General features: G+C 59.5%; 15 protein-coding genes. 5 read left to right on the top strand and 10 right to left on the bottom strand.

Features of this window, described 5'->3' with window-relative positions:
• Positions 1-57: 57 nt before the first annotated feature.
• From ACK13D_RS06815 to ACK13D_RS06795, 5 genes are read right to left on the bottom strand one after another with little or no spacing between them, the layout of a single operon-like run.
• Positions 58-477, bottom strand: coding sequence for a hotdog fold thioesterase (locus tag ACK13D_RS06815; RefSeq protein ID WP_418796063.1), 420 nt, complete (start codon positions 475-477; stop codon positions 58-60).
• A gap of 2 nt (positions 478-479) precedes the next feature.
• Positions 480-1,238 (bottom strand): 2,3-dihydro-2,3-dihydroxybenzoate dehydrogenase, encoded by a 759-nt coding sequence (gene dhbA, locus ACK13D_RS06810; RefSeq protein ID WP_022625267.1) that lies wholly within the window; start codon positions 1,236-1,238, stop codon positions 480-482.
• Positions 1,235-2,089, bottom strand: a complete 855-nt coding sequence (locus tag ACK13D_RS06805; RefSeq protein ID WP_061703563.1) for an isochorismatase family protein — start codon at positions 2,087-2,089, stop codon at positions 1,235-1,237. Before ACK13D_RS06805 ends, dhbA begins: the two co-directional genes overlap by 4 nt.
• Positions 2,090-2,107: 18 nt before the next feature.
• Positions 2,108-3,724 carry a (2,3-dihydroxybenzoyl)adenylate synthase gene (locus tag ACK13D_RS06800; protein WP_418795997.1) on the bottom strand — a complete coding sequence of 539 codons (1,617 nt, stop codon included), beginning with the start codon at positions 3,722-3,724 and terminating at the stop codon, positions 2,108-2,110.
• A gap of 10 nt (positions 3,725-3,734) precedes the next feature.
• Entirely contained in the window at positions 3,735-4,913 is a 1,179-nt protein-coding gene (locus ACK13D_RS06795) for an isochorismate synthase (protein ID WP_418795995.1), read from the bottom strand.
• A gap of 177 nt (positions 4,914-5,090) precedes the next feature.
• Between ACK13D_RS06795 and fepB the strand changes: the two genes are divergently transcribed.
• Positions 5,091-6,059, top strand: coding sequence for a Fe2+-enterobactin ABC transporter substrate-binding protein (gene fepB, locus ACK13D_RS06790; protein WP_418795994.1), 969 nt, complete (start codon positions 5,091-5,093; stop codon positions 6,057-6,059).
• Here the strand turns inward: fepB and entS are convergent.
• Positions 6,054-7,298 carry an enterobactin transporter EntS gene (entS, locus tag ACK13D_RS06785; RefSeq protein ID WP_061703666.1) on the bottom strand — a complete coding sequence of 415 codons (1,245 nt, stop codon included), beginning with the start codon at positions 7,296-7,298 and terminating at the stop codon, positions 6,054-6,056. The two genes, fepB and entS, sit on opposite strands and share 6 nt — an antisense overlap.
• Positions 7,299-7,443: 145 nt before the next feature.
• Between entS and fepD the strand changes: the two genes are divergently transcribed.
• From fepD to ACK13D_RS06770, 3 genes are read left to right on the top strand one after another with little or no spacing between them, the layout of a single operon-like run.
• Entirely contained in the window at positions 7,444-8,433 is a 990-nt protein-coding gene (fepD, locus tag ACK13D_RS06780; protein ID WP_072171285.1) for a Fe(3+)-siderophore ABC transporter permease, read from the top strand.
• The gene (fepG, locus tag ACK13D_RS06775; protein ID WP_010251829.1) at positions 8,430-9,410 is read left to right on the top strand and encodes an iron-enterobactin ABC transporter permease; all 981 of its coding nucleotides are present in this window, start codon (positions 8,430-8,432) and stop codon (positions 9,408-9,410) included. Before fepD ends, fepG begins: the two co-directional genes overlap by 4 nt.
• The gene (locus ACK13D_RS06770) at positions 9,407-10,198 is read left to right on the top strand and encodes an ATP-binding cassette domain-containing protein (RefSeq protein WP_022625275.1); all 792 of its coding nucleotides are present in this window, start codon (positions 9,407-9,409) and stop codon (positions 10,196-10,198) included. Before fepG ends, ACK13D_RS06770 begins: the two co-directional genes overlap by 4 nt.
• Positions 10,199-10,241: 43 nt before the next feature.
• Here ACK13D_RS06770 and ACK13D_RS06765 read toward each other — a convergent pair whose 3' ends face one another.
• The 3 genes from ACK13D_RS06765 to fes all read right to left on the bottom strand — a co-directional run bounded on the left by ACK13D_RS06765 (position 10,242) and on the right by fes (position 15,687).
• Positions 10,242-14,171 carry an enterobactin synthase subunit F gene (locus ACK13D_RS06765; RefSeq protein ID WP_418795990.1) on the bottom strand — a complete coding sequence of 1,310 codons (3,930 nt, stop codon included), beginning with the start codon at positions 14,169-14,171 and terminating at the stop codon, positions 10,242-10,244.
• Positions 14,164-14,382: an MbtH family protein gene (locus tag ACK13D_RS06760; protein WP_029519500.1), complete on the bottom strand. Its 219-nt coding sequence runs from the start codon at positions 14,380-14,382 to the stop codon at positions 14,164-14,166. Before ACK13D_RS06760 ends, ACK13D_RS06765 begins: the two co-directional genes overlap by 8 nt.
• 99 nt (positions 14,383-14,481) lie before the next feature.
• Complete coding sequence (fes, locus tag ACK13D_RS06755; protein WP_182500690.1) at positions 14,482-15,687, bottom strand: enterochelin esterase; 1,206 nt, start codon at positions 15,685-15,687, stop codon at positions 14,482-14,484.
• A gap of 250 nt (positions 15,688-15,937) precedes the next feature.
• Between fes and ACK13D_RS06750 the strand changes: the two genes are divergently transcribed.
• Positions 15,938-18,205, top strand: coding sequence for a TonB-dependent siderophore receptor (locus tag ACK13D_RS06750; protein WP_223565803.1), 2,268 nt, complete (start codon positions 15,938-15,940; stop codon positions 18,203-18,205).
• Positions 18,206-18,268: 63 nt separating this feature from the next.
• Here ACK13D_RS06750 and dacB read toward each other — a convergent pair whose 3' ends face one another.
• A complete protein-coding gene (gene dacB / locus ACK13D_RS06745; protein WP_010251813.1) occupies positions 18,269-19,702 on the bottom strand; it encodes a serine-type D-Ala-D-Ala carboxypeptidase in 1,434 nt (477 codons plus the stop codon).
• Positions 19,703-19,830 lie beyond the last annotated feature (128 nt).

The raw sequence follows: 19,830 nt of genomic DNA, 5'->3' as shown, positions 1-19,830 counted from the left end.
AGCATGATATGCAATGCCCCCTTTCAGGCCTGAAAGGGGGCATTGTTCTTTCTGCAGCTAGCTCATCACCGCTACACTCAGTCGCGCACTGCAGCACAGCTGATCCCGACCGTTCCGAATCTCAATCTGCCAGCTCTGACTGCGTTTACCCAGATGCAGTGGACGGCAAACTCCCCGCACCAGACCGGCAGAAACCGCACGATGATGGCTGGCATTCACTTCTACGCCAACCACGCTGCTGCCTTCCTCAACCGCCAGATATCCGGCAATTGAGCCCATCGACTCCGCCAGCACCACGGACGCACCGCCATGCAGCAGCCCGAACGGCTGTTGCGTACGGGCATCGACCGGCATCGTCGCTTCCAGATAATCATCACCTATCAGGGTAAAAACGATACCCAGATGGGCCACCAGAGAGTTCTCACCCAGCGCATTCAGGGCGGGAAGATCAATGGATCGCTTCCAGATCGCTGTCATCATCAGGCTCCCAGGGTTGCGCCACCATCAACCACAATATCCTGCAGCGTCACATGGCTGGCAAGATCCGACGCGAGAAACAATACGGTGGCTGCAATTTCCTGCGGCTGCGCGATCTTACCCAGCGGGATACCCAGCTTGAACTGATCCGGGAAGCCGGCAATCATCTCCTGCTCACCCGTCGGTGTGTGCCACAGGCTGCGCTGCATATCGGTGTCGGTGGAACCCGGTGAAACGATGTTGCAGCGGACGCCATAGGGCGCCATCTCCAGACCCACGGTCTGACAGAGACTGCGCAGCGCCGCTTTTGAAGCACCATAAGCGGACATGCCGATACGCGGGGCGTGAGCCGAATTAGACGCGACGGTGACGATGGCACCGGCGCGCTGTTCGCGAAAGCGTGGCAATGTCTGCTGGAACAGATTAAACGCGCCGCCCGCATTGACGTTAAGACACGCCTGCCAGTCGGCAAACGACAGCTCATCGGTGGCACCAATCCGTAAGATACCGGCTGCGTTGACCAGCACATCAATGCGCGGTTGCACGGCCAATACGCGCTGGCAGATCGTTTTGACCTGCGCCGGATCGGCTACATCCATCGTGTGGCAGGGAAACGGGTAATCATGGCCCTTGAAACGTTGATCAAAGGCCTCAACCTGTGCGCCAGCCTGATGAAAGGCTAACGCAGTATGATAGCCTATGCCCTGGCCGGCACCGGTTACCCAGACGATTTTACCGCTGAAGTCGAATGTGTGGCTCATTTCGCCGGCTCCCGCGCCAGCAGCGCCCACCAGCCATCAATGCTCGGGTTTTTCGCCAGGCTGACGAAATCGATATCACGATGTACCTGACGCCAGCGTGCCGCCAGCGCCATCACGCGTACTGAGTCCAGACCGTAATCAATCAGGTTTTCATCATCTTCCGGCACCTCATCATCTTCCAGCAGCGGCAGGATCAACGCGCGCAAATCATCTTTGCTGAGTGGCACAGGCATCAGATCGGCGGTCATCACCACTTTTCCGCTACGGCCCGCAGTGTAGGTCAGCGCCATCATATGTTCCTCACGGCTGAAATCAGCCAGCGCATCGGCCACCATAAACGGCTGAATATTGCGCATAAACGCATCGGTGGCCGTAGTCAGGCAGCCAATATGAGCATAGACGCCGGTGATAATCAGCTGATCGCGGCCCATCTCCTGCAGGATCGACTCCAGCGGCGAGCGGTGAAATGCACTGTAGCGCCATTTGGTCAGGACATGATCGTCCTCATCCGGTGCCAGCGCATCCACGATCTTCTGCTGATCGGGATGTTTATTCAGGCCCGGTCCCCACATGTCGTTGAGCAGCGCACGATCTTCATCGCTCTGCGCGTTTGGCTGAGCGGTGTAAAACACCGGAATACCCTGCGCTTTGCAGTAGCGACGCAGGCGGGCAATATTGTCGACTACCTGCTCAACCAGCGGGCTATTTTCGCCCCAGAAGTTGAGAAAATAGCGCTGCATATCGTGGATCAGCAGGGCGGCACGGTCCGGCTCCAGCATCCATTTCACTTTGTTGTTGGGCAACTCGGTAGCGGCTGGCAGCGGATAAGAGGTCAGTTGTGGAATAGCCATTGAAAATCTCCGGACAGATCAGGCTTGCGCTTGTTGATCGGCAAGTTGTTGGCGCAGACGTTTTTTGTCCACCTTTCCGACGGCGGTCAGCGGCAGGGTATCTACGCAGGTAATACGGTCGGGCAGCTTAAATTCTGCCACGCCAAGTTCACGCAGGTGACGACGCAGCGCCACCGGTTTAACCGGCTGACGGGTGACGATAAAGGCACAGCTCTTTTCGCCCATTAGCTCGTCGCTCATGGAGACCAGTGCAGCGTGGATCACATCCGCATGGCGCTGCAGCAGGTTTTCGATCTCTTCGGCTGCGATCTTTTCGCCGCCCCGGTTGATCTGATCTTTCTCCCGGCCCTGCACGATGATGTTGCCCGAGGGCGTGATCTCAATCAGATCGCCAGAGCAGTAAAAGCCCTGGTCATCGAAGCTGGCGGCGTTATGTTCCGGGCTGTTGTAGTAGCCGCGGAAGGTATAAGGACCACGCGTCATCAGGCGACCGATGGAGCCTGCTGGCAATGGGTTACCCTGATCGTCGGCGACCCACACCTCGTCATCCGGGGAGATCGGGCGTCCCTGCGTGGTGAGAATTGTCTGCTCATCGTCATCCAGTCGGGTGTAGTTCACCAGACCTTCCGCCATACCAAATACCTGCTGCAGGGTGCAGCCGATCTCGTTCTGGATGCGCGCGGCCAGCGTTTCGCCCAGCTTTGCGCCACCGACCTGAATGCGTTGCAGCGAGGCCAGCGCAGCATTGCTGCCCCATTCCTGAATCGCCTGCAGCCAGAGACTGGCGGCGGGCGGAACCAGGCCGGTATCGGTGACCTGATGCTTTTCAATCAGTGGGAAGCAGAGCGTTGCGCTGGGATCGGCGGCTAAGATCACCTGTCCGCCCGCGTAAAAAACGCCCAGCGCGCCCGGCGAACTCATCGGGAAGTTATGCGCGGCGGGCAGGGCGATCAGGTAGCGGGTGTCGGCGGTAACATCGCAGATAACGTCACTCTCACGGATGCTGTAGTAGTAATCATTATGGGTACGTGGGATCAGTTTCGGTGTACCGGTACTGCCACCCGACAGCTGGAAAAAGGCGACTTCATCGCCTGCGGTCGGGGTTGCGATGAAGTTGCCCGCGGGTTCAGCCAGCAGGGCGTCGAGGCTGTTTTCCGTCTGAGCATCATTACGCAGGATCACCTGTTGGAGTGAACGCTGATCGCGGCAAAGTTGCGTAATAAACGCATCATCGGCGAACAGTGCGTGGCTGCGATCGGCAATTAACAGGCTCGGCGAGATCTGACTGGCATAGGCGGCCAGTTCGGTGCGCTGATGGCTGAACAGGGCGTTAACCGGGGCAACGCCGGTTTTGAAAAGGGCAAACAGCGTCAGGTAAAATTCCGCCACGTTGCCGAGCTGCACCAGCGCCGTATCGCCTGACTTCAGGCCGCGACGCTGCAATGCCGCGGCCAGGTTGTCACTCAGCGCCGCCAGCTGGCGATAGGTAAATTGTCGTTCGCCATCAATCACCGCCACGCTCTCGCTGTCGCGATGACGTTCCAGGATATCGGTCATCGGCAGATCGAGCCAGTAGCCTTTTTCACGGTAACGTGCGGCCAGATCGTCCGGCCAGCGGCTGTAGGAAATCGTCATACAGGTTCCTTTATTGCAGTCCAAAAGCGCGAAGCATGGTGTCGAGTTTGACGCCGGTTTCACGCCATTCTGATTCAGGTTGTGAGTCCGCTACGATGCCTGCGCCCGCAAACAGCCGCACCCGCGGGCCATTCACCGTACCGCAGCGAATGGTGACGACCCATTCGCCATTGCCCTGATCGTCACACCAGCCGACGATGCCGCCAAACAGCTGACGTTCAAATGGCTCCAGTCGCTGAATCAGCGCCTGAGCACGCTGATGCGGGAAGCCGCTGAGGGCCGGTGTCGGATGCAGCAGACAGGCCAGTGACAGCGCATTTTCGCGATCGTCCAGCACGTCACCCTGAATCTGCGTAGCGAGATGCCACAATGTTGCAGTGGTCAGCAGTGAGGGTGTCTCGGGGACCGACAGCAGGCGGCTGCGCGGTTGCAGCGTCGCGCGCATCGCATCCGTGACCAGCTTATGCTCATGACGATCTTTTGCTGAGTGCATCAGGCTGTCGCCAGAGGCCTGGTCACGCTGCGGATCGCGATGACGCGGCGCTGAACCGGCCAGCGGACAGGAGCTGAACTGGCGGCCCTGCTTACGAATCATCAGTTCCGGGCTGGCGCCAACCAGCGCGCCACCATCGGGCAGCGGCAGATGAAAGTGATAGCTGTTAGGGTTCTGCGCCACGATGCGCTGCATCAGGGCGGCCGTATCAACCGGCTGTTCCGCCACGATATCCATCAGCCGCGACAACACCACTTTATCCAGATCGCCGCGCTGCGTAGCCGCCACCGCCTGCGCAACCATGTCGATGAAAATGTCATGGTCCGGCACCGCCGTGCGGCGACGTACCTGCGGCAGTTCAGCCTCAGTTAGAGAGGCACTGGCGTTGAGATCGTCACGGTTAAAGGTCTGATACGACTCAGGGATAAACAGCGCAGCGGGCTGATCCACGTCGAAGGGGATTGCACCCACCAGAATGGGATGGGCAATGCCCTGTTTTCTGGCTGAAGCAAAATGGTGCTGTAGTTGCTGCTGAAACTCCCCTGTCAGCTGCTCACCCTGCTTCACCGGCGCGGTAAGGGTAGTAAAACAGCCCTGTGTGGTCAGGCTTTGCCAGGGAGAGGTAAACAGAAAGCCACGGCAGAGTGCCGGGAAATCCTGCAACAAGGGATGTTCAAACGCCAGCGATTCCACCATAATTTCCACCTATAAATGATAAGATAACTAATAATGATTATCATTTGTATTGTGGGCCAGTAACCTACGTTGATTAGCCGAAAGTGTCAATAATTACGCGGCGATTCAGCTGGCATGGCCGGTTAAATCAGCACAAATGGTCTCTCTCTTTTTCCGGGTAAAAGTGGACGAAAATCTATGAGTAAACATGGTGTCACATCGGCGATAGCGCTGTTTTTCCTGAGCATCAGCCTGTTCAGTGTTACCGCTGCTGCCCAGACCGGCTGGCCGCGAACTGTCGCCGGGACAACAGGCAATATCACACTGACCCAGGCACCAATGCGTATTGTTTCGACCAGCGTTACCCTGACAGGCTCGCTGCTGGCGATTGATGCGCCGGTCGTCGCCAGTGGCGCAACTGCACCCGGCAGTCGGCTGGCTGATAAGCAGGGATTCTTCCGTCAGTGGGGCGAAGTGGCCAAACAGCGCGGCGTAAAACGTCTCTACATTGGTGAGCCCAGTGCAGAAGCGATTGCTGCTGAAGCGCCAGACCTGATTGTGGTCAGCGCCACCGGGAATGATTCGGCGATCAAACTGGTCGATCAGCTTGCGGCGATTGCGCCGGTGCTGGTGGTGAATTACGACGATAAAAGCTGGCAGCAACTGGTGACGTTGCTGGGTGAGGCGACCGGGCATGAAGCGGAAGCTGCCGCCCGGAAAGCTGAGTTTGATGCGCGAGAAAAGGCTCTGAAAGCGAAGCTGACCCTGCCGCCGCAGCCGGTTTCAGCGATGGTGTGGAACGGGGATGGCCGGGCAGTCAATCTGTGGACGGATGCGTCGGCGCAGGGGAAATTACTGCAGCAACTGGGCTTCACCCTGGCGACGCCGCCGGCCACTCTTCAGGCTGGTCACAGCATGGGACAGCGTAAAGATATCCTGCAACTGTCAGGAGAAAATCTGGCGGCAGGCCTTAATGGTCAATCATATCTGCTGTTTGCCGCCGAAGAGCCCACCGCCGCACAGGTGATGAGCAACCCTTTCCTGGCGCAGACCCCAGCGGTGCGCGCAAAAGCGGTCTATGCGCTGGGGCTAGATAGCTTCCGGCTCGACTACTACAGCGCCAGCAATTTGCTGACGCGGCTGGAGACGTTGTTCGTTAAATCATGATCCCGTTTCCGCCGGTGCAGGCGGTTGATAGCGACGCAGACGCGCCATCAGCAGCCACATGACGATGCCCAGCACGGTGGCTGCCAGACCAGCCAGGCTGGCCGCCTGCTGCGGCAACAACAGTGAACCCATCGCGCCAATCATCGCTGCACCTATCGCATCGCCGGTGACATTCTGCGCTGTCCAGAGGCTGTTGATCCTGCCGAGCAGCGCATCAGGCGTCAGCGTCTGGATCAGCGCGTACTGCACCAGGCTGTTGATGGCACTGAAATAGCCAAAGGCCGCGAGGCAGACCAGACTCGCGCTGAACCACGGCATCAGGCTGAACAGAGCCAGCGCGACGAAAGCAGCAATAGCACTCGCCAGAATCAGGCGGCCCGGCTGCGGTGACTGTGCCAGCCGTCCGCTGGTGAGGGCACCTGTGGCAGCACCCAGCGGAACGGCGGCATACATCAGCCCTAACTCCGTCACGCCGACCTGCCAGTGTGGCGCCAGCGCCGGATAGAGCACGCGCACCGCACTGGCTAACGTCACCAGCGCGCCGACCAGCGCCGCCATGCCAACGATCGGGCTGGCAAACAGGAATTGCACGCCGCTGACCAGTGCTTTCAGCGGATGCTCACGCGGCTGCGGCGGTGGCGCAAGCCGCGGCAACCGCAGCAGGGTTAACACCGTCAGCAACGTGCCGAACGCCGCCAGTCCGTAGTTCCACGCCACACCGCCCTGCGCGATGACCAGTCCGGCAATGGCGGGTGAGAGAATCGCGCCAAATCGCACCGTCAGCATGGTAATCGCACCTGCTTTCATCAGGTTTTCACGCCCGACCAGCGCCGGCGTCGCCGCCAGCAGCGCGGTGACGCCTATCGCGCCGAAAAAACCATCCCATAGTCCCAGCACAAAGACGGCGATCACCGACGGCGAAGGGAGCAGGGCATTGATGCATAAGGCGACAAAGCCCAGGCCACAGGTGGATCGGGCAAACAGGATCAGACGTCGGCGCTCATAGCGATCCGCCAGCACGCCGCCGGTCAGCAGGCCGATAAACATGCCGGCACTGGCCAGCGTCACCGCCAGACCCACCAGCAGCGGCGACTGCGTTAGCTGCTGAATCTGAACCGGTACCGCCACCGCCAGCATGCCGAGGGCGACGATGGAGATAAAGCGGGCGATAAAAATGGCGCGAAAGGCGGGGTGGGTTCTCAGCAGGCTGAGATCGATAAAGTGGGAGGGTTTGTTCATAACGTCGCTTTTTTGCACCCATTTTCCTCATCATTGAGTCCGGGAGTCATGGTAACATACAAAAAATCACTAATAACGATAACAAGTATCATTATCATAATGACTCGTGCTGCGATCTCAATGAATCGGTGAAGGTTTAAACGTTATGCGTCAACTTCGTGCAATAGCAGGTTCAGGGATGCTGCTGTTGTTGCTTCTCGCGCTCAGCCTGATGCTGGGTGCCAAATCTATCCCCTTTCATGATGTCACGCAGGCCTTATTCAGCGACTGTAACCGCGTCGATTGTGTCATCGTGCGCGATGCCCGACTGCCGCGCACCCTGGCGGGTCTGCTGGCCGGGATCAGTTTAGGTCTGGCGGGCGCGCTGATGCAGAGCCTGACGCGCAATCCGCTGGCCGATCCCGGCATTCTCGGTATCAACGCCGGTGCGGGCTTTGCGGTGGTGCTGGGCATCGCCCTGTCTGGCGCTGACTCCCCCGCGGACTGGCTTGGCTTTGCCTTTACGGGCGCACTGCTGGCCTCCCTGCTGGTGGCGCTGACCGGTGCGCTGGGCGGTGGCCGCGTTAATCCGGTGCGTCTGACGCTGGCAGGCGTGGCGCTGGGCGCGGTGCTGGAGGGGTTAACCTCTGGTTTATCGCTGCTCAATCCTGACATCTACGATCATCTGCGTTTCTGGCACAGTGGCTCGCTGGATATCCGCAATTTTGCCATTCTGCGCACCACCTTTCCGGCGGTAGTCGCCGGTAGCCTGCTGGCGCTGCTGCTGGCGCGTTCGCTCAACAGCCTGAGTATGGGCGGTGATATGGCGACCGCGCTGGGTACCCGGGTGATGCGTACCCAGCTGGTGGGATTACTGGCTATTGCGCTGCTGAGTGGGGCGGCGACAGCCGCTGTCGGCCCCATCGCGTTTGTCGGCTTAATGACGCCACATCTGGCCCGCTGGCTGCTGGGTAACGATCATCGCTGGATGCTGCCCGGAACCCTTCTTATCACCCCCTGTTTGCTGCTGGCCGCCGATATTCTGGGACGGCTGCTGGTACCGGGCGAACTGCGCGTGTCGATTGTCACGGCCATACTGGGCGCGCCGATGCTGATTGTGCTGGTGCGCCGCAAGTCGGGAAGAGGGCAGCTATGAAACGGGTGATGATTAATGCGCTGCTGCTGCTGGTGGCCTGCGGGGTGCTGGCCTTTCTGAGCATTACGCGTGGCACCTTACCGATCTCCGCCAGCCAGTTGTGGGCCCTTATCAACGGCGAGGCGGCGCGTAACATACAGCTGATTGTACTGGAGTGGCGACTGCCGCGTGTCATGATGGCGCTGCTGATTGGTGCGGCACTGGGCGTCAGCGGGGCAATTTTTCAGTCGCTGCTGCGCAACCCGCTGGGCAGCCCCGATATTCTGGGTTTCAATACCGGCGCTTACAGCGGCGTGCTGGTGGCACTGGTGCTGTTCCAGCAAAACATGGAGGGCATGACGCTGGCGGCACTGCTTGGCGGACTGCTCACGGCGAGCGTGGTCTGGCTGTTCAGCTGGCGCAACGGCGTGGAGACCTTTCGTCTGATCATTGTGGGCATCAGCGTGCGGGCGCTGCTGATGGCGCTGAACAGCTGGCTGATTATCAGCGCCTCACTGGAGGCGGCACTGAGCGCCGGGCTCTGGAGCGCCGGTTCACTCAACGGCATTACCTGGGCGAAAACGACGCCGGTGATTACCGTGCTTCTGCTGGCGCTGCTGGCGACAAGCATGCTGGCCCGGCGCATGCGTCTGCTGGAGATGGGTGACGACACTGCCTGCGCGCTGGGCGTACCGGTTGAACGCAGCCGCGTTTTGCTGATGCTGACGGGCGTGATCCTCACCGCCGCCTCTACCGCGCTGGTCGGTCCTGTCTCCTTTATTGCGCTGCTGGCACCGCAGATTGCTCGTCGGCTATGTGGCGGTATCAAAGGCGCGCTGCCGCTGGCTGCCTTGTGCGGCGCGCTGCTGTTAACCGCCGCGGATTACGCCGCGCAGCACTTTTTCCTGCCTTATCAGCTGCCGGTTGGCGTCATCACGGTTAGCCTGGGCGGACTCTATCTGATTGCTTTACTGGTACGGGAGGCGCGACGCCAATGACAGTGAAAACACGTTTGCAGGGCGACGCGCTGACGCTGGGGTATGACAAAAAAATCGTGGCGGAGAATCTCACCGTCGCGATCCCCGACGGTGAACTGACCGTTATTATTGGCCCCAACGCCTGTGGAAAGTCGACGCTGCTGCGTACCTTAAGCCGCCTGGTCTCGCCCCTGAAAGGCCAGGTGCTGCTGGATGGCAATGCGATTGCTCACTACGCTACCAAAGAGGTGGCGCGTCGGCTGGGTCTGCTACCGCAAAGCTCGAATGCACCAGCGGGCATCAGCGTCAGCGAACTGGTCGCGCGCGGGCGTTATCCGCACCAGTCGCTGTTTGGTCGCTGGCGACAGGAAGATGAGACGGCTGTTCAGCAGGCAATGCAGGCTACCGGCGTGGCAGATTTGGCGCAGCAGCAGGTTGATACGCTCTCTGGCGGTCAGCGGCAGCGGGTGTGGATTGCGATGGTGCTGGCTCAGCAGACGCCACTGTTGCTGCTGGATGAACCGACCACCTGGCTCGACATCGCCCATCAGATTGAGTTGCTGGAATTAATGCAGGATCTCAATCAGCAGCATGGCCGTACGCTGGTGGTGGTGCTGCATGATCTCAATCAGGCGTGCCGCTATGCCAGCCACCTGATTGCGATGCGAGACGGGAAAATCATTGCCGAAGGGAAACCGGCGGAGATCGTTACGCCGGAACTGATAGAAGCGATCTACGGCCTGCGCTGCATCATCATTAACGATCCGGTGGCCGGTACGCCGATGATTGTGCCGCTGGGAAGAGGCTGACCTGCGCTTTCTCCACCCGAAGAAAGCGCAAAGTCAGAACGGTTCAGGGATTCAGCGACACCAGGCACTGCTGCAGTCGTGGCCCAATCTGTTCGAACATGCGCGGTGAGATGATCTCGACGTGCGCACAGTCCAGCGGCCAGATAGTCAGCTTGCCGACATAGGGCGCCCAGGCGCGGCGCGCATCCTGACCGGGCTGCTGCGTCTGTTCCGCCAGGAACAGAGTTGCGTGTCCGGTGAAGCGGGCACTGCGCGCTGTTGCCAGCAGGCGCACTGAACTGGCGTAGTTGGCTTCAATGGTGGTAAACAGTGCCTCCATTCCTTCACCGGCCTGCTGCCGTTGCGCAGCGATAAACTGCTCGCGCTCACGATTAACCTCTTCCAGCACCGCCGGATCCAGCACGTTTTCACCGCGCCGTTCATCCCAGTTCTGCGTCTCCGGCGGCCAGGTATCCAGCAGTCCGAGGAAGGCAACGGTTTCACCTTCGGCCTCCAGCCGCGCGGCGATACCCTGCGCCAGCGTGCCGCCCAGCGAGTAGCCCAGGAAATAGTAAGGCCCCTGTGGCTGCTGCTGACGCACCGTCGCCAGATGCGCCTCACACACCGCGTCAAGTTGCTGCGCCTGGTTCAGCGGGCTGGTGATGTCGGGTGACTGAATGCCGAGTAGCGACCAGCGTGCATCCAGATAGCGCTGCAACACGCTGAACTGCCAGGCAAAACCGGAGGCGGGATGGAAGCAAAACAGCGTTGGGCCAGTGCCGCGTCGCAAGGGTAATACCGCTTCAAATCCGGCACGAGCCACATCCGCGGGCTCGCTGCTGAGCAGTGTCGCCAGCTTTTCTACCGTGGATGCCACCATGATCTGGCCCACTGACACCGGCTGATTCAGCGTCCGGCGCAGCTGTGCTGCCAGCCGCATCGCCAGCAGCGAGTGGCCGCCCAGCGAGAAGAAATCATCCTGGGCGCTCACCGGTTCGCACTCCAGCAGCCTGGCAAACGCCTGTGCCAGTGTCGTTTCGAGTCCGGGATGCGGCGCGCGACCAGCCAGCGCTGCCTGCGTTTGCGGCAGCGGCAGCGCTTTGCGATCCAGTTTACCGTTGCTGCTGAGCGGTAACGCCGCCAGCTGAACAATCGCCACCGGCACCATATGCGCCGGTAACTGTGTGGCCAGAGTCTGACGCATTGCGTCGGTATCGATCGGGCCATCAGCCACCACATAGCCGACCAGCTGGCGGGCATCGCCCTGCTGATCGCTGCTGCTCCCCAGCACCACCGCATGTGTGACGGCCTGCTCAATGCCAGGTAGCGCAGCCATGGCGTGGTCGATCTCGTTCAGCTCGATACGCTGTCCGCGAATTTTAAGCTGATCGTCGCTGCGGCCCAGATACTCCACCGCACCATCCGGCAGCCAGCGCGCCACATCACCGGTGCGGTACATCCGGGAGCCGTGACCCCACGGATCGGCGACAAACCGGCTGGCAGTGAGGTCGGGACGATCAAGATAGCCATGCGCCAGCTGCACGCCGGTCAGATAGAGATCGCCAGCCACGCCCGGTGGCACCGGCTGCAGACGCGCATCCAGAATCCGTAAGCCGGTGTTCCAGACCGGGAAGCCAATCGGCACGCTGGCCCCTTCGACGGCCGCCAGCTCCGGGCCAAAGGCCGGATAGTAGCTGACATCAACCGCCGCTTCGGTCGGGCCATAAAGATTATGCAAGGGCACCCGGGTCAGCGCCTGCCACTGGCGCGATAGCTCTGCGGGCAGCGCTTCGCCGCTACAGAAAACCCGGCGCAGGGTGGCGCAGCGCGCTATCGCGTCACCTTCCTGCAGCGAAGCGACAAAAGCAGCCAGCATCGACGGAACAAAATGGGTGGTGGTCACGCGGTAGCGGGCAAACAGCTGCTGCAGCGCGTCCGGGTCGCGATGAGCGTCGGGCGGAGCCATCACCAGCCGTGCGCCGACGATGAGCGGCCAGAAGAACTCCCATACCGAAACATCAAAGCTGCTCGGGGTTTTCTGCAACACCACATCATCGCTGCCGAGCGGATAGCGATCCTGCATCCATAACAGACGGTTGACGATCGCCTCATGACTGACCAGCACCCCTTTTGGCCGACCGGTCGAGCCGGAGGTATAGATGATGTATGCGCCATCCTGTGGACGCGGCGCCTGCATCAGCACGCTATCAACGGGTGTTAACAGCGCGTCGTAAAACAGCGGCGCGACGGGTGAGAGTGCCGCCAGCCGCTCGGCCAGTTCACGACAGGTGATCAGCGTTTTCGGCGCGGCATCTTCCAGCATCATCTGTAACCGATCGTCCGGGTAGCCGGTATCAAGCGGCAGCCAGGTTGCCCCCACGCTGACGATCGCCTGCAGCGCGAGCGATAAAAAGACCGAACGCGGCAGCGCTACGGCGACGATATCACCCGGCGTCACTCCCTGCGCAATCAGCTGTTGCCCCAGCGCGGCGACCTGCTGCTGCATCTGTTGATAGTCAAGCTGATGCCCCTCATCTGCCAGTGCCGGAGCGCGCGGCGAACGCTGTGCCTGACGGAGCAGCAGGCTGCTCAGGGTTTCTGCGGGCAGCATTACGGCAGTCTGGTTGATTGCCGCGAGCTGCTGATGCTCTTCCGGCATCAGCATGTCCAGCTCGCCACAGGCACTGGCTGGCCGGACGGCAAGCTGCTGAAGCAGCAGGCCAAAGCGGCTGGCATGTTGTTTCAGCGTTGTGTCGCTGTAGCGCTGTGCATTAGCCAGTAGCTCCAGCGTCAGGTCGCCCTGTTCGCTGAGGTAGATAGCAATTTCCAGATCGCGTACCGGTCCTGACGCCAGCTGATGAGTTATGCCTTTGATGCCAGCGAAATCGAGCTGGTAATCAAACATCTTCAGATTGATTACCGGCCCATAGAGCGGATCGCTGTCGCCGGAGCGACCCAGATCGCGCTGCACCTGTTCAGCGTCGTAGCGCTGATGGCGACGCATTTTTTTGACTTCGCCCGCCAGACGCCCGGCCAGTGCCGTCAGCGGCTGTGCCGGATCGTAATGCACCGCCATTGGCAGCACGTTAATCACCGGACCGGTGGCGCAGAGCGCGGCCGAGCCGATGCGGCGCATAAAGATGAAACCGGCGGCGAACGCATGCTGACCGGTGAGGCGCGCCAGCCATAACGCCACCAGCGCAAAGGCGGTATCTGCGGCGCTGAGGTTGTGCTGCCCGGTGTGCGTCAGCAAAGCCTGAAAAGTGTCGCGATCCACGGCAAACGTGTGGCGCAGCAGGTCGGTACTGGCGCTCTGACCGGCCAGCGGCAGAGCGGACAACGAGGCGGGCGCAGGTAGCTGCGCGCCTTTCTCCAGCCAGAACTGGCGATCGCGCTGCCAGCCCGAAGATTGCTGATAGCGCTGATATTCATCAACGACGTCGCTGAACGGCACAAACGGGCTCGGCTCCGGCGTGTCGCCGCGCTGCCAGGCGCTGTAGAGATTGGCGATACGGCGGGTCAGGGCGGTGAAACTAAAACCATCGACCACCAGATGATGGTATCGCTGATACCAGTACCAGTGATCCTCATCCAGCCGAAGCAGGCTGTGATGGTAAAGCGGCGCGCCGCTCAGCACCCGCAGATCGCCGGTCATATCCTGCTGCATCAGCGCACGTGCTGCGGCCACCGGATCGGCGGCGTCACGCAGATCGATCACCTCAGGCTCGCGGAAAGCCTGGGGTTCAGGCCACTGTAGCGGTTCACCCTCCAGCTCGCCAAAGGCCATATTTAGTGTGTCCGCTTCCTGCATGCCAGCAATTATGGCCCGTGATAACAGCGCGCTGTTCAGCGCACCGCGCAGTTCGACAAAATGCGCCACGGCGTAAGCATTGGAATAGGGCGATAGCTGGTCAGCGATCCAGATTCCGGGCTGAGCGGCCACCAGTGGCAGCGTTTTTTGTTCTGTCTGCGGGTTGAGGGTGATCTCAGACATTTTCGCCTCTGTCCTGCGTCATAACCGGACGGATATCGTGCCAGTTTTCATTCAGCCAGCTCAGACAGTCAGCCTGTGGCCCGGGGCCAAACACCGGCTGCCATCCTGCCGGAACCGCACAAAAAGCGGGCCATAAGCTGTACTGCTGCTGATCGTTCTTCAGCACCTGACAATCCTGTTGCGGATCGTCGAAAGGGTTAAGTTGTTGCATGTCGGTCTCCTGTCCGCAGTCACCGGGCGCGCTAACGCCGCTGTCCTGCATAGATATCTTTCAGTGGCGCGCAGAAGGCGGAATATAAGCGGGTTAGGGCTATTGCCATATGGCTTTAAGGCCTGCCAGCAGTCCGCCGCGCCAGCACAGCGCATCGTGACCACCTTCGACCGGGTGATAGCTGACCTGATGTCCGGCAGCGGTCAGATCGTGCTGAAACTGCTGGTTTGCTGCCAGAATCAGCCGTTCGCGTCGTCCCGCTTCCAGGTAGAAGCGGCGAGGGGGGGCCTGCAGTAAGCCCTGTTGTAACTGCTGTGGCAGCCAGCCATTGGGGTCGCCGCGCGCGGGCCACCAGAACGACCCGGAGAGGCTGATCGCCCCAGCAAAGGTTTCCGGCCAGGTCAGGGTGGCGTAAGCGGCAGAAAGGCCGCCAAAACTCTGTCCCGCTACCAGCGTGCTGTCGGCACGAAACGGCGCCCAGCGCTGAACCTGCGGCAACAGCTCGTGCTGAATCGCCAGCCAGAAGTCAGGGTTACAGGTCAGCTCACGCGTGCGGTGTTCGCGGTCGATGATGTCGATCATGACATAGACCGCAGGGGGCAGTTCGCCTGCCTCTGTCAGTTGCTGAAGCGGGCCGGCAACCGGCATGTTCTGTGCCCAGAACTGACCATCCAGCAGCAGTACCAGCGGACGATCGCCTGCACTGGCGTCTCCGGTAACAGAGATCCAGATCTGACGCTGGTTCCCCAGCCGTTCGCTGCGCCACAAATAGTGTTGCAGCGGAATATCGGCGGCACGGCCTTCATCAACTGCACGCCACACCTGCTGATCCGGCGCGTGTGGCAGGTGCAGTGGCGAGACTCTCATTCCGCGTCCACCCGCCCAGCTTCGCAAAGGATTCAGCGGGTCGCTTTGCGCCTGCGGGAATTTCTGACTCCACCACTGGCGCACTGCCTGCATATCGGCCTGCCCGGTAAAAGTCTCTTCCTGACTATCAGGAATCAGGCAGTAACTGCCGCGCCAGTCAGCGGGCAGGGCGGTCTGCCACCACCAGACATCGGTATCGGGAACAGGCGTTAATGAGGAGGGGACGGCTGAATGATGATGATCGGTTACGCCGGTAATATTGATCCAGACGCGCCGGGTATCGGAGTGCTGCGTGTCACCCTGGGGATCGCGCCAGAAAAAGGTGACCTGACAGGTTCCCTTTTCGCCAGCTTCAACCAGAGGAATGCCCCGTTGCTGCTGCTGTTGCCACCAGCGTTCACTGCCGGTTTCTTCATTTAACCACGTCATACGCGCCATCTTTCGATCACCCTTGATTAGGGTCATGCATGTTATGAATAATAGTATTGATAATTATTTGCATTTGCAATAGGGTGTTTCCGCCCGACAGGGAGCGCGCGCATCCTCTCTGCCGCACCGGCTTTCAGACTGATGCAAAGCGGTTCTGACGCTGGCCCGGCGACAAGGGGAAAACGTTGCAGGCAAGGTTATTACTTTTTTACCGGCACGCCGGCAGTGGCATCCTCGCCGGCACTCCAGGAACAGAAAAATGAAAAAGTTATCCCGGCTTTCGTTAGCCATTATGATTGAACTGGGTTTCACCGCCTCTCTCATTTCTGCCGGTGCCGTGGCTGCTGAAGCCACCCGCGAACCGGCTATCGACAGCAGCCCCTCCGATACCCTCCACGACGACACCATGATGGTGACCGCCGCCGAGCAGACGTTGCAGGCACCTGGCGTGTCGACCATCACCGCCGACGAAATTAAAAAACATCCACCCGCACGCGATGTCGCCGAAATTATTCGCACCATGCCTGGCGTCAATCTGACCGGTAACTCCACCAGCGGCCAGCGCGGAAACAATCGCCAGATCGATATCCGCGGCATGGGGCCGGAAAATACCCTGATTCTGATCGATGGATTGCCGGTGACCAGCCGCAACGCGGTTCGGCTTGGCTGGCGTGGCGAGCGTGATACGCGCGGCGACACTAACTGGGTGCCGCCAGAGATCATTGATCGCATTGAGGTAATCCGCGGTCCGGCAGCGGCCCGTTACGGTAACGGTGCAGCGGGCGGCGTGGTGAACATCATCACCAAAAAAGAGATGGATAATCAGTGGCACGGCTCATGGAGCGCCTATTACAACGTGCCGGAACACAAGGAGGAGGGCGCGACCCGTCGCACCAACTTCAGCCTTGAAGGGCCACTGGGCGATGATGTCAGTTTCCGGCTCTATGGCGGACTGGCAAAAACGCAGGCTGATGCTTACGACATTAATGAAGGGCACGCCGCAGACCGCACCGGCAGTTATGCCGGATCGTACCCGGCGGGCCGGGAAGGCTCGATCAACAAAGATATTCATGGCCTGCTGCGCTGGGCATTTGCGCCGATGCAGACGCTGGAAGTGGGGGCCGGTTACAGTCGTCAGGGCAACCTCTACGCCGGGGACACGCAGAACACCAATACCAACGCCCTGGTGAAAAGCAAATATGGTGACGAGACCAACCGGCTCTATCGGCAGAACTTTTCTGTTAAGTGGACCGGTGCCTGGGATAATGGCATCAGCACCAATACCTACGCGCAATATGAGAATACCCGCAACGCGCGTCTGAATGAGGGGCTGGCGGGCGGCACCGAAGGCATCTTCGCCAACAGCAACTTCAATACCATCCAGCTGGATGATGTGTTGTTGCACAGTGAGATCAGTGTGCCGTTTGAATGGCTGGTGAACCAGACCGCGACTTTCGGGACGGAATGGAATCAGCAGCGGATGAAGGATCCTTCATCGACGACTCAGGCCGCCAGCTACGGGTCGATTCCCGGTATCGCTACGACCGGCCGCACACCCTATTCACAGGCGGAAATCTTCTCGCTGTTTGCCGAAGACAATATTGAGCTGACCGACAGCACCATGCTGACGCCGGGCCTGCGCTTCGATCACCATTCGATTGTCGGCGATAACTGGAGCCCGTCGCTCAACCTGTCACAGGGATTAGGCGATGAGTTCACACTGAAAATGGGCATTGCGCGCGCCTATAAAGCTCCGAGCCTCTATCAGACCAACCCGAACTATCTGCTCTACAGCAATGGTCAGGGCTGTGCCGCCAGTGCCGGTGCCTGTTATCTGATGGGTAATGACGAACTGAAAGCGGAAAACAGCATCAATAAAGAGATTGGGGTCGAATGGAAGCGTGACGGTTACCAGGCGGGCCTGACCTGGTTCCGCAACGACTATCGTAACAAGATCGAGGCTGGCACGGCGCCAACCGGCACCGCATCTAACGGCAAAACCGACATCTACAAATGGGAAAATGTGCCCAAAGCAGTCGTCGAGGGGCTGGAAGGCACGGTCAATGTGCCGTTCTCTGACAGCGTGACGTGGAACAATAACTTCACTTACATGCTGCAGAGTAAGAATAAAGAGACCGGCGATCGTCTGTCGATTATTCCGGAATATACGCTCAATTCGACGCTGAGCTGGCAGGCGATGCAGGACCTCTCCCTGCAAACGACCCTGACCTGGTACGGTAAACAGGTACCGAAGAAATATGACTATAAAGGTAACGCCGTCACCGGTAGCGCCACCGATCAGGTGAGCCCCTATTCGGTTGTGGGCATGAGCGGCACCTATGACGTTAATAAATATGCCAGCGTCACCGTGGGTATCGACAACCTGTTCGACAAGCGCCATTTCCGTCAGGGCAACGCGCAGACCACCGGCAATGCCACCACCGGAGCGTGGCTCTATGGCGCAGGGGCCAATACCTTTAACGAGTCGGGCCGCACCTGGTATATGAGCGTGAATACCCGCTTCTGATGGACGGGCAATAAAAAGCGCAGCGGTTGACCTGACCGCTGCGCTTTTTTCATGACTGAATAATCAGTTGTTCTGATTGATATCGCGGTAGAGACGGCTCTCAAATCGCACCAGCGGAATACGGCGGGTACGCTGATCTTCCGGCGGGACCGCATAACCGGAAAGGAACTGAACGAATGCCACCCGCGCACCACTGGAGGTGGTGATAAAGCCCGCCAGGTTATAGACGCCCTGCAGTGAGCCGGTTTTCGCCGAGACTTTGCCATCCAGCCCCGCCTCATGCAGCCCGCCGCGATACTGCAGCGTGCCGTCGTAACCTGCCAGCGGCAGCATCGAAATATAATCCAGCGTGTTGTCATTCTTCGCAATGAACTGCAATACCTGCATCATGGTTTGCGGCGAAATCAGGTCATGGCGGGAGAGACCTGAACCATCCACCTGAATGCTATTACCCATGTCGACATTGGCTTTGGCTTTCAGGATGCGGCGAACGGCATCCTGTCCGGCGCGGAACGTGCCGGGCACATTGAAGTAGTGATGACCAATGGTGCGAAACACCGTGTCGGCAATCATGTTGTCTGACTTCTTCAGCATGGTGTGCAGCAGCGTATGCAGCGGCGCGGACTGGGTCGATGCCAGCACGGTACCCGGTTCGGTGACCTGCGTCTGTCGCACCAGATGCCCGCTATAGTCAATCTCAGACGACCGCAGTTCCGCCTTGAGGATTTCGCCAGCCCAGGCCGCGCCATCCTGCACCGCAAATGCCAGCGGCAGCGGTTCCGCGCGCTGGCGCATACAGCCCGTGAGGGTGTAGCGGTTCAGCTCGCCCGGCACCACATCCAGTTCGCAATATTGCCCTTCGCCGCTGTTGCGGCCAATGGTGCGCACCTGGCTGTACATATGCGCCGGATAATAGGAGGCGATACGTACAAAGGCATTCTCACCCGGCGTATTAGCACTGTAGAGCGACACCGAGAAGCAATTTTTATCAACGATTGCCGCACCCGGCGGAGCGCTAAAGCACTGAGTCATATCGTTCCACGGCCAGCCCGGCGCCATATCGTGACTGGCAAAAACGGAGGTGTCGATAACCAGATTGCCTTTGATATGGTTAATGCCCTGCTTCTTTATCGCCGCCACCATGTTGCGCAGATCCTGACGGCTTAAGGTGGGATCACCGCCGAAACGTGCAACTAAATCGCCGTTCAGGGTGCCATCGATAATGGCGCCGCGAGTCTCAAAAGTGGTCTGAAAACGGAAGTCGCCACCCAGTTCCAGCAATGCAGCCAGCGCCGTCACCACTTTCATGGTACTGGCGGGCAGGGCCATCTGTTTTCCGTGATAATCAATAATCGGTGTTGATGCGCCTACTTTTTGTACCATCAGCGCCAGATTGGCGCCGTCTGGCAGGTACTGCATGTATTCATCAACTGGCGCTGCGTGTGCCTGCAGCATAAATGCGCAGCTTAATCCGGTAACAAGTCGTGAAAATCGCATAATCTCGCGGTAACTGGCAGGTGAGGGCGTCAATACTACGTCGCTGGACGGTGCAAAGTAAACGATGACCCGCAGGGAACTCTGGGGTAAAATGCGTATCAAATTGCAAAACTCTTTTCTGGCCTGGA

Source organism: Pantoea sp. K16, from assembly GCF_048452805.1.
In the GTDB taxonomy this organism is placed as follows: domain Bacteria; phylum Pseudomonadota; class Gammaproteobacteria; order Enterobacterales; family Enterobacteriaceae; genus Pantoea; species Pantoea agglomerans.
This window is presented reverse-complemented; position numbering and strand designations above follow the sequence as displayed.

What these genes read in the sequence shown, in the direction of transcription:
- fepG (WP_010251829.1), top strand. Translation starts at nt 8,430, where the DNA reads ATGAAACGGGTGATGATTAATGCGCTGCTGCTGCTGGTGGCCTGCGGG.
- ACK13D_RS06760 (WP_029519500.1), bottom strand. Translation starts at nt 14,382, where the DNA reads ATGCAACAACTTAACCCTTTCGACGATCCGCAACAGGATTGTCAGGTG.
- ACK13D_RS06770 (WP_022625275.1), top strand. Translation starts at nt 9,407, where the DNA reads ATGACAGTGAAAACACGTTTGCAGGGCGACGCGCTGACGCTGGGGTAT.
- dacB (WP_010251813.1), bottom strand. Translation starts at nt 19,702, where the DNA reads ATGCGATTTTCACGACTTGTTACCGGATTAAGCTGCGCATTTATGCTG.
- ACK13D_RS06750 (WP_223565803.1), top strand. Translation starts at nt 15,938, where the DNA reads ATGAAAAAGTTATCCCGGCTTTCGTTAGCCATTATGATTGAACTGGGT.
- dhbA (WP_022625267.1), bottom strand. Translation starts at nt 1,238, where the DNA reads ATGAGCCACACATTCGACTTCAGCGGTAAAATCGTCTGGGTAACCGGT.
- ACK13D_RS06800 (WP_418795997.1), bottom strand. Translation starts at nt 3,724, where the DNA reads ATGACGATTTCCTACAGCCGCTGGCCGGACGATCTGGCCGCACGTTAC.
- ACK13D_RS06815 (WP_418796063.1), bottom strand. Translation starts at nt 477, where the DNA reads ATGACAGCGATCTGGAAGCGATCCATTGATCTTCCCGCCCTGAATGCG.
- fepB (WP_418795994.1), top strand. Translation starts at nt 5,091, where the DNA reads ATGAGTAAACATGGTGTCACATCGGCGATAGCGCTGTTTTTCCTGAGC.
- entS (WP_061703666.1), bottom strand. Translation starts at nt 7,298, where the DNA reads ATGAACAAACCCTCCCACTTTATCGATCTCAGCCTGCTGAGAACCCAC.
- fepD (WP_072171285.1), top strand. Translation starts at nt 7,444, where the DNA reads ATGCGTCAACTTCGTGCAATAGCAGGTTCAGGGATGCTGCTGTTGTTG.
- fes (WP_182500690.1), bottom strand. Translation starts at nt 15,687, where the DNA reads ATGGCGCGTATGACGTGGTTAAATGAAGAAACCGGCAGTGAACGCTGG.
- ACK13D_RS06805 (WP_061703563.1), bottom strand. Translation starts at nt 2,089, where the DNA reads ATGGCTATTCCACAACTGACCTCTTATCCGCTGCCAGCCGCTACCGAG.
- ACK13D_RS06765 (WP_418795990.1), bottom strand. Translation starts at nt 14,171, where the DNA reads ATGTCTGAGATCACCCTCAACCCGCAGACAGAACAAAAAACGCTGCCA.
- ACK13D_RS06795 (WP_418795995.1), bottom strand. Translation starts at nt 4,913, where the DNA reads ATGGTGGAATCGCTGGCGTTTGAACATCCCTTGTTGCAGGATTTCCCG.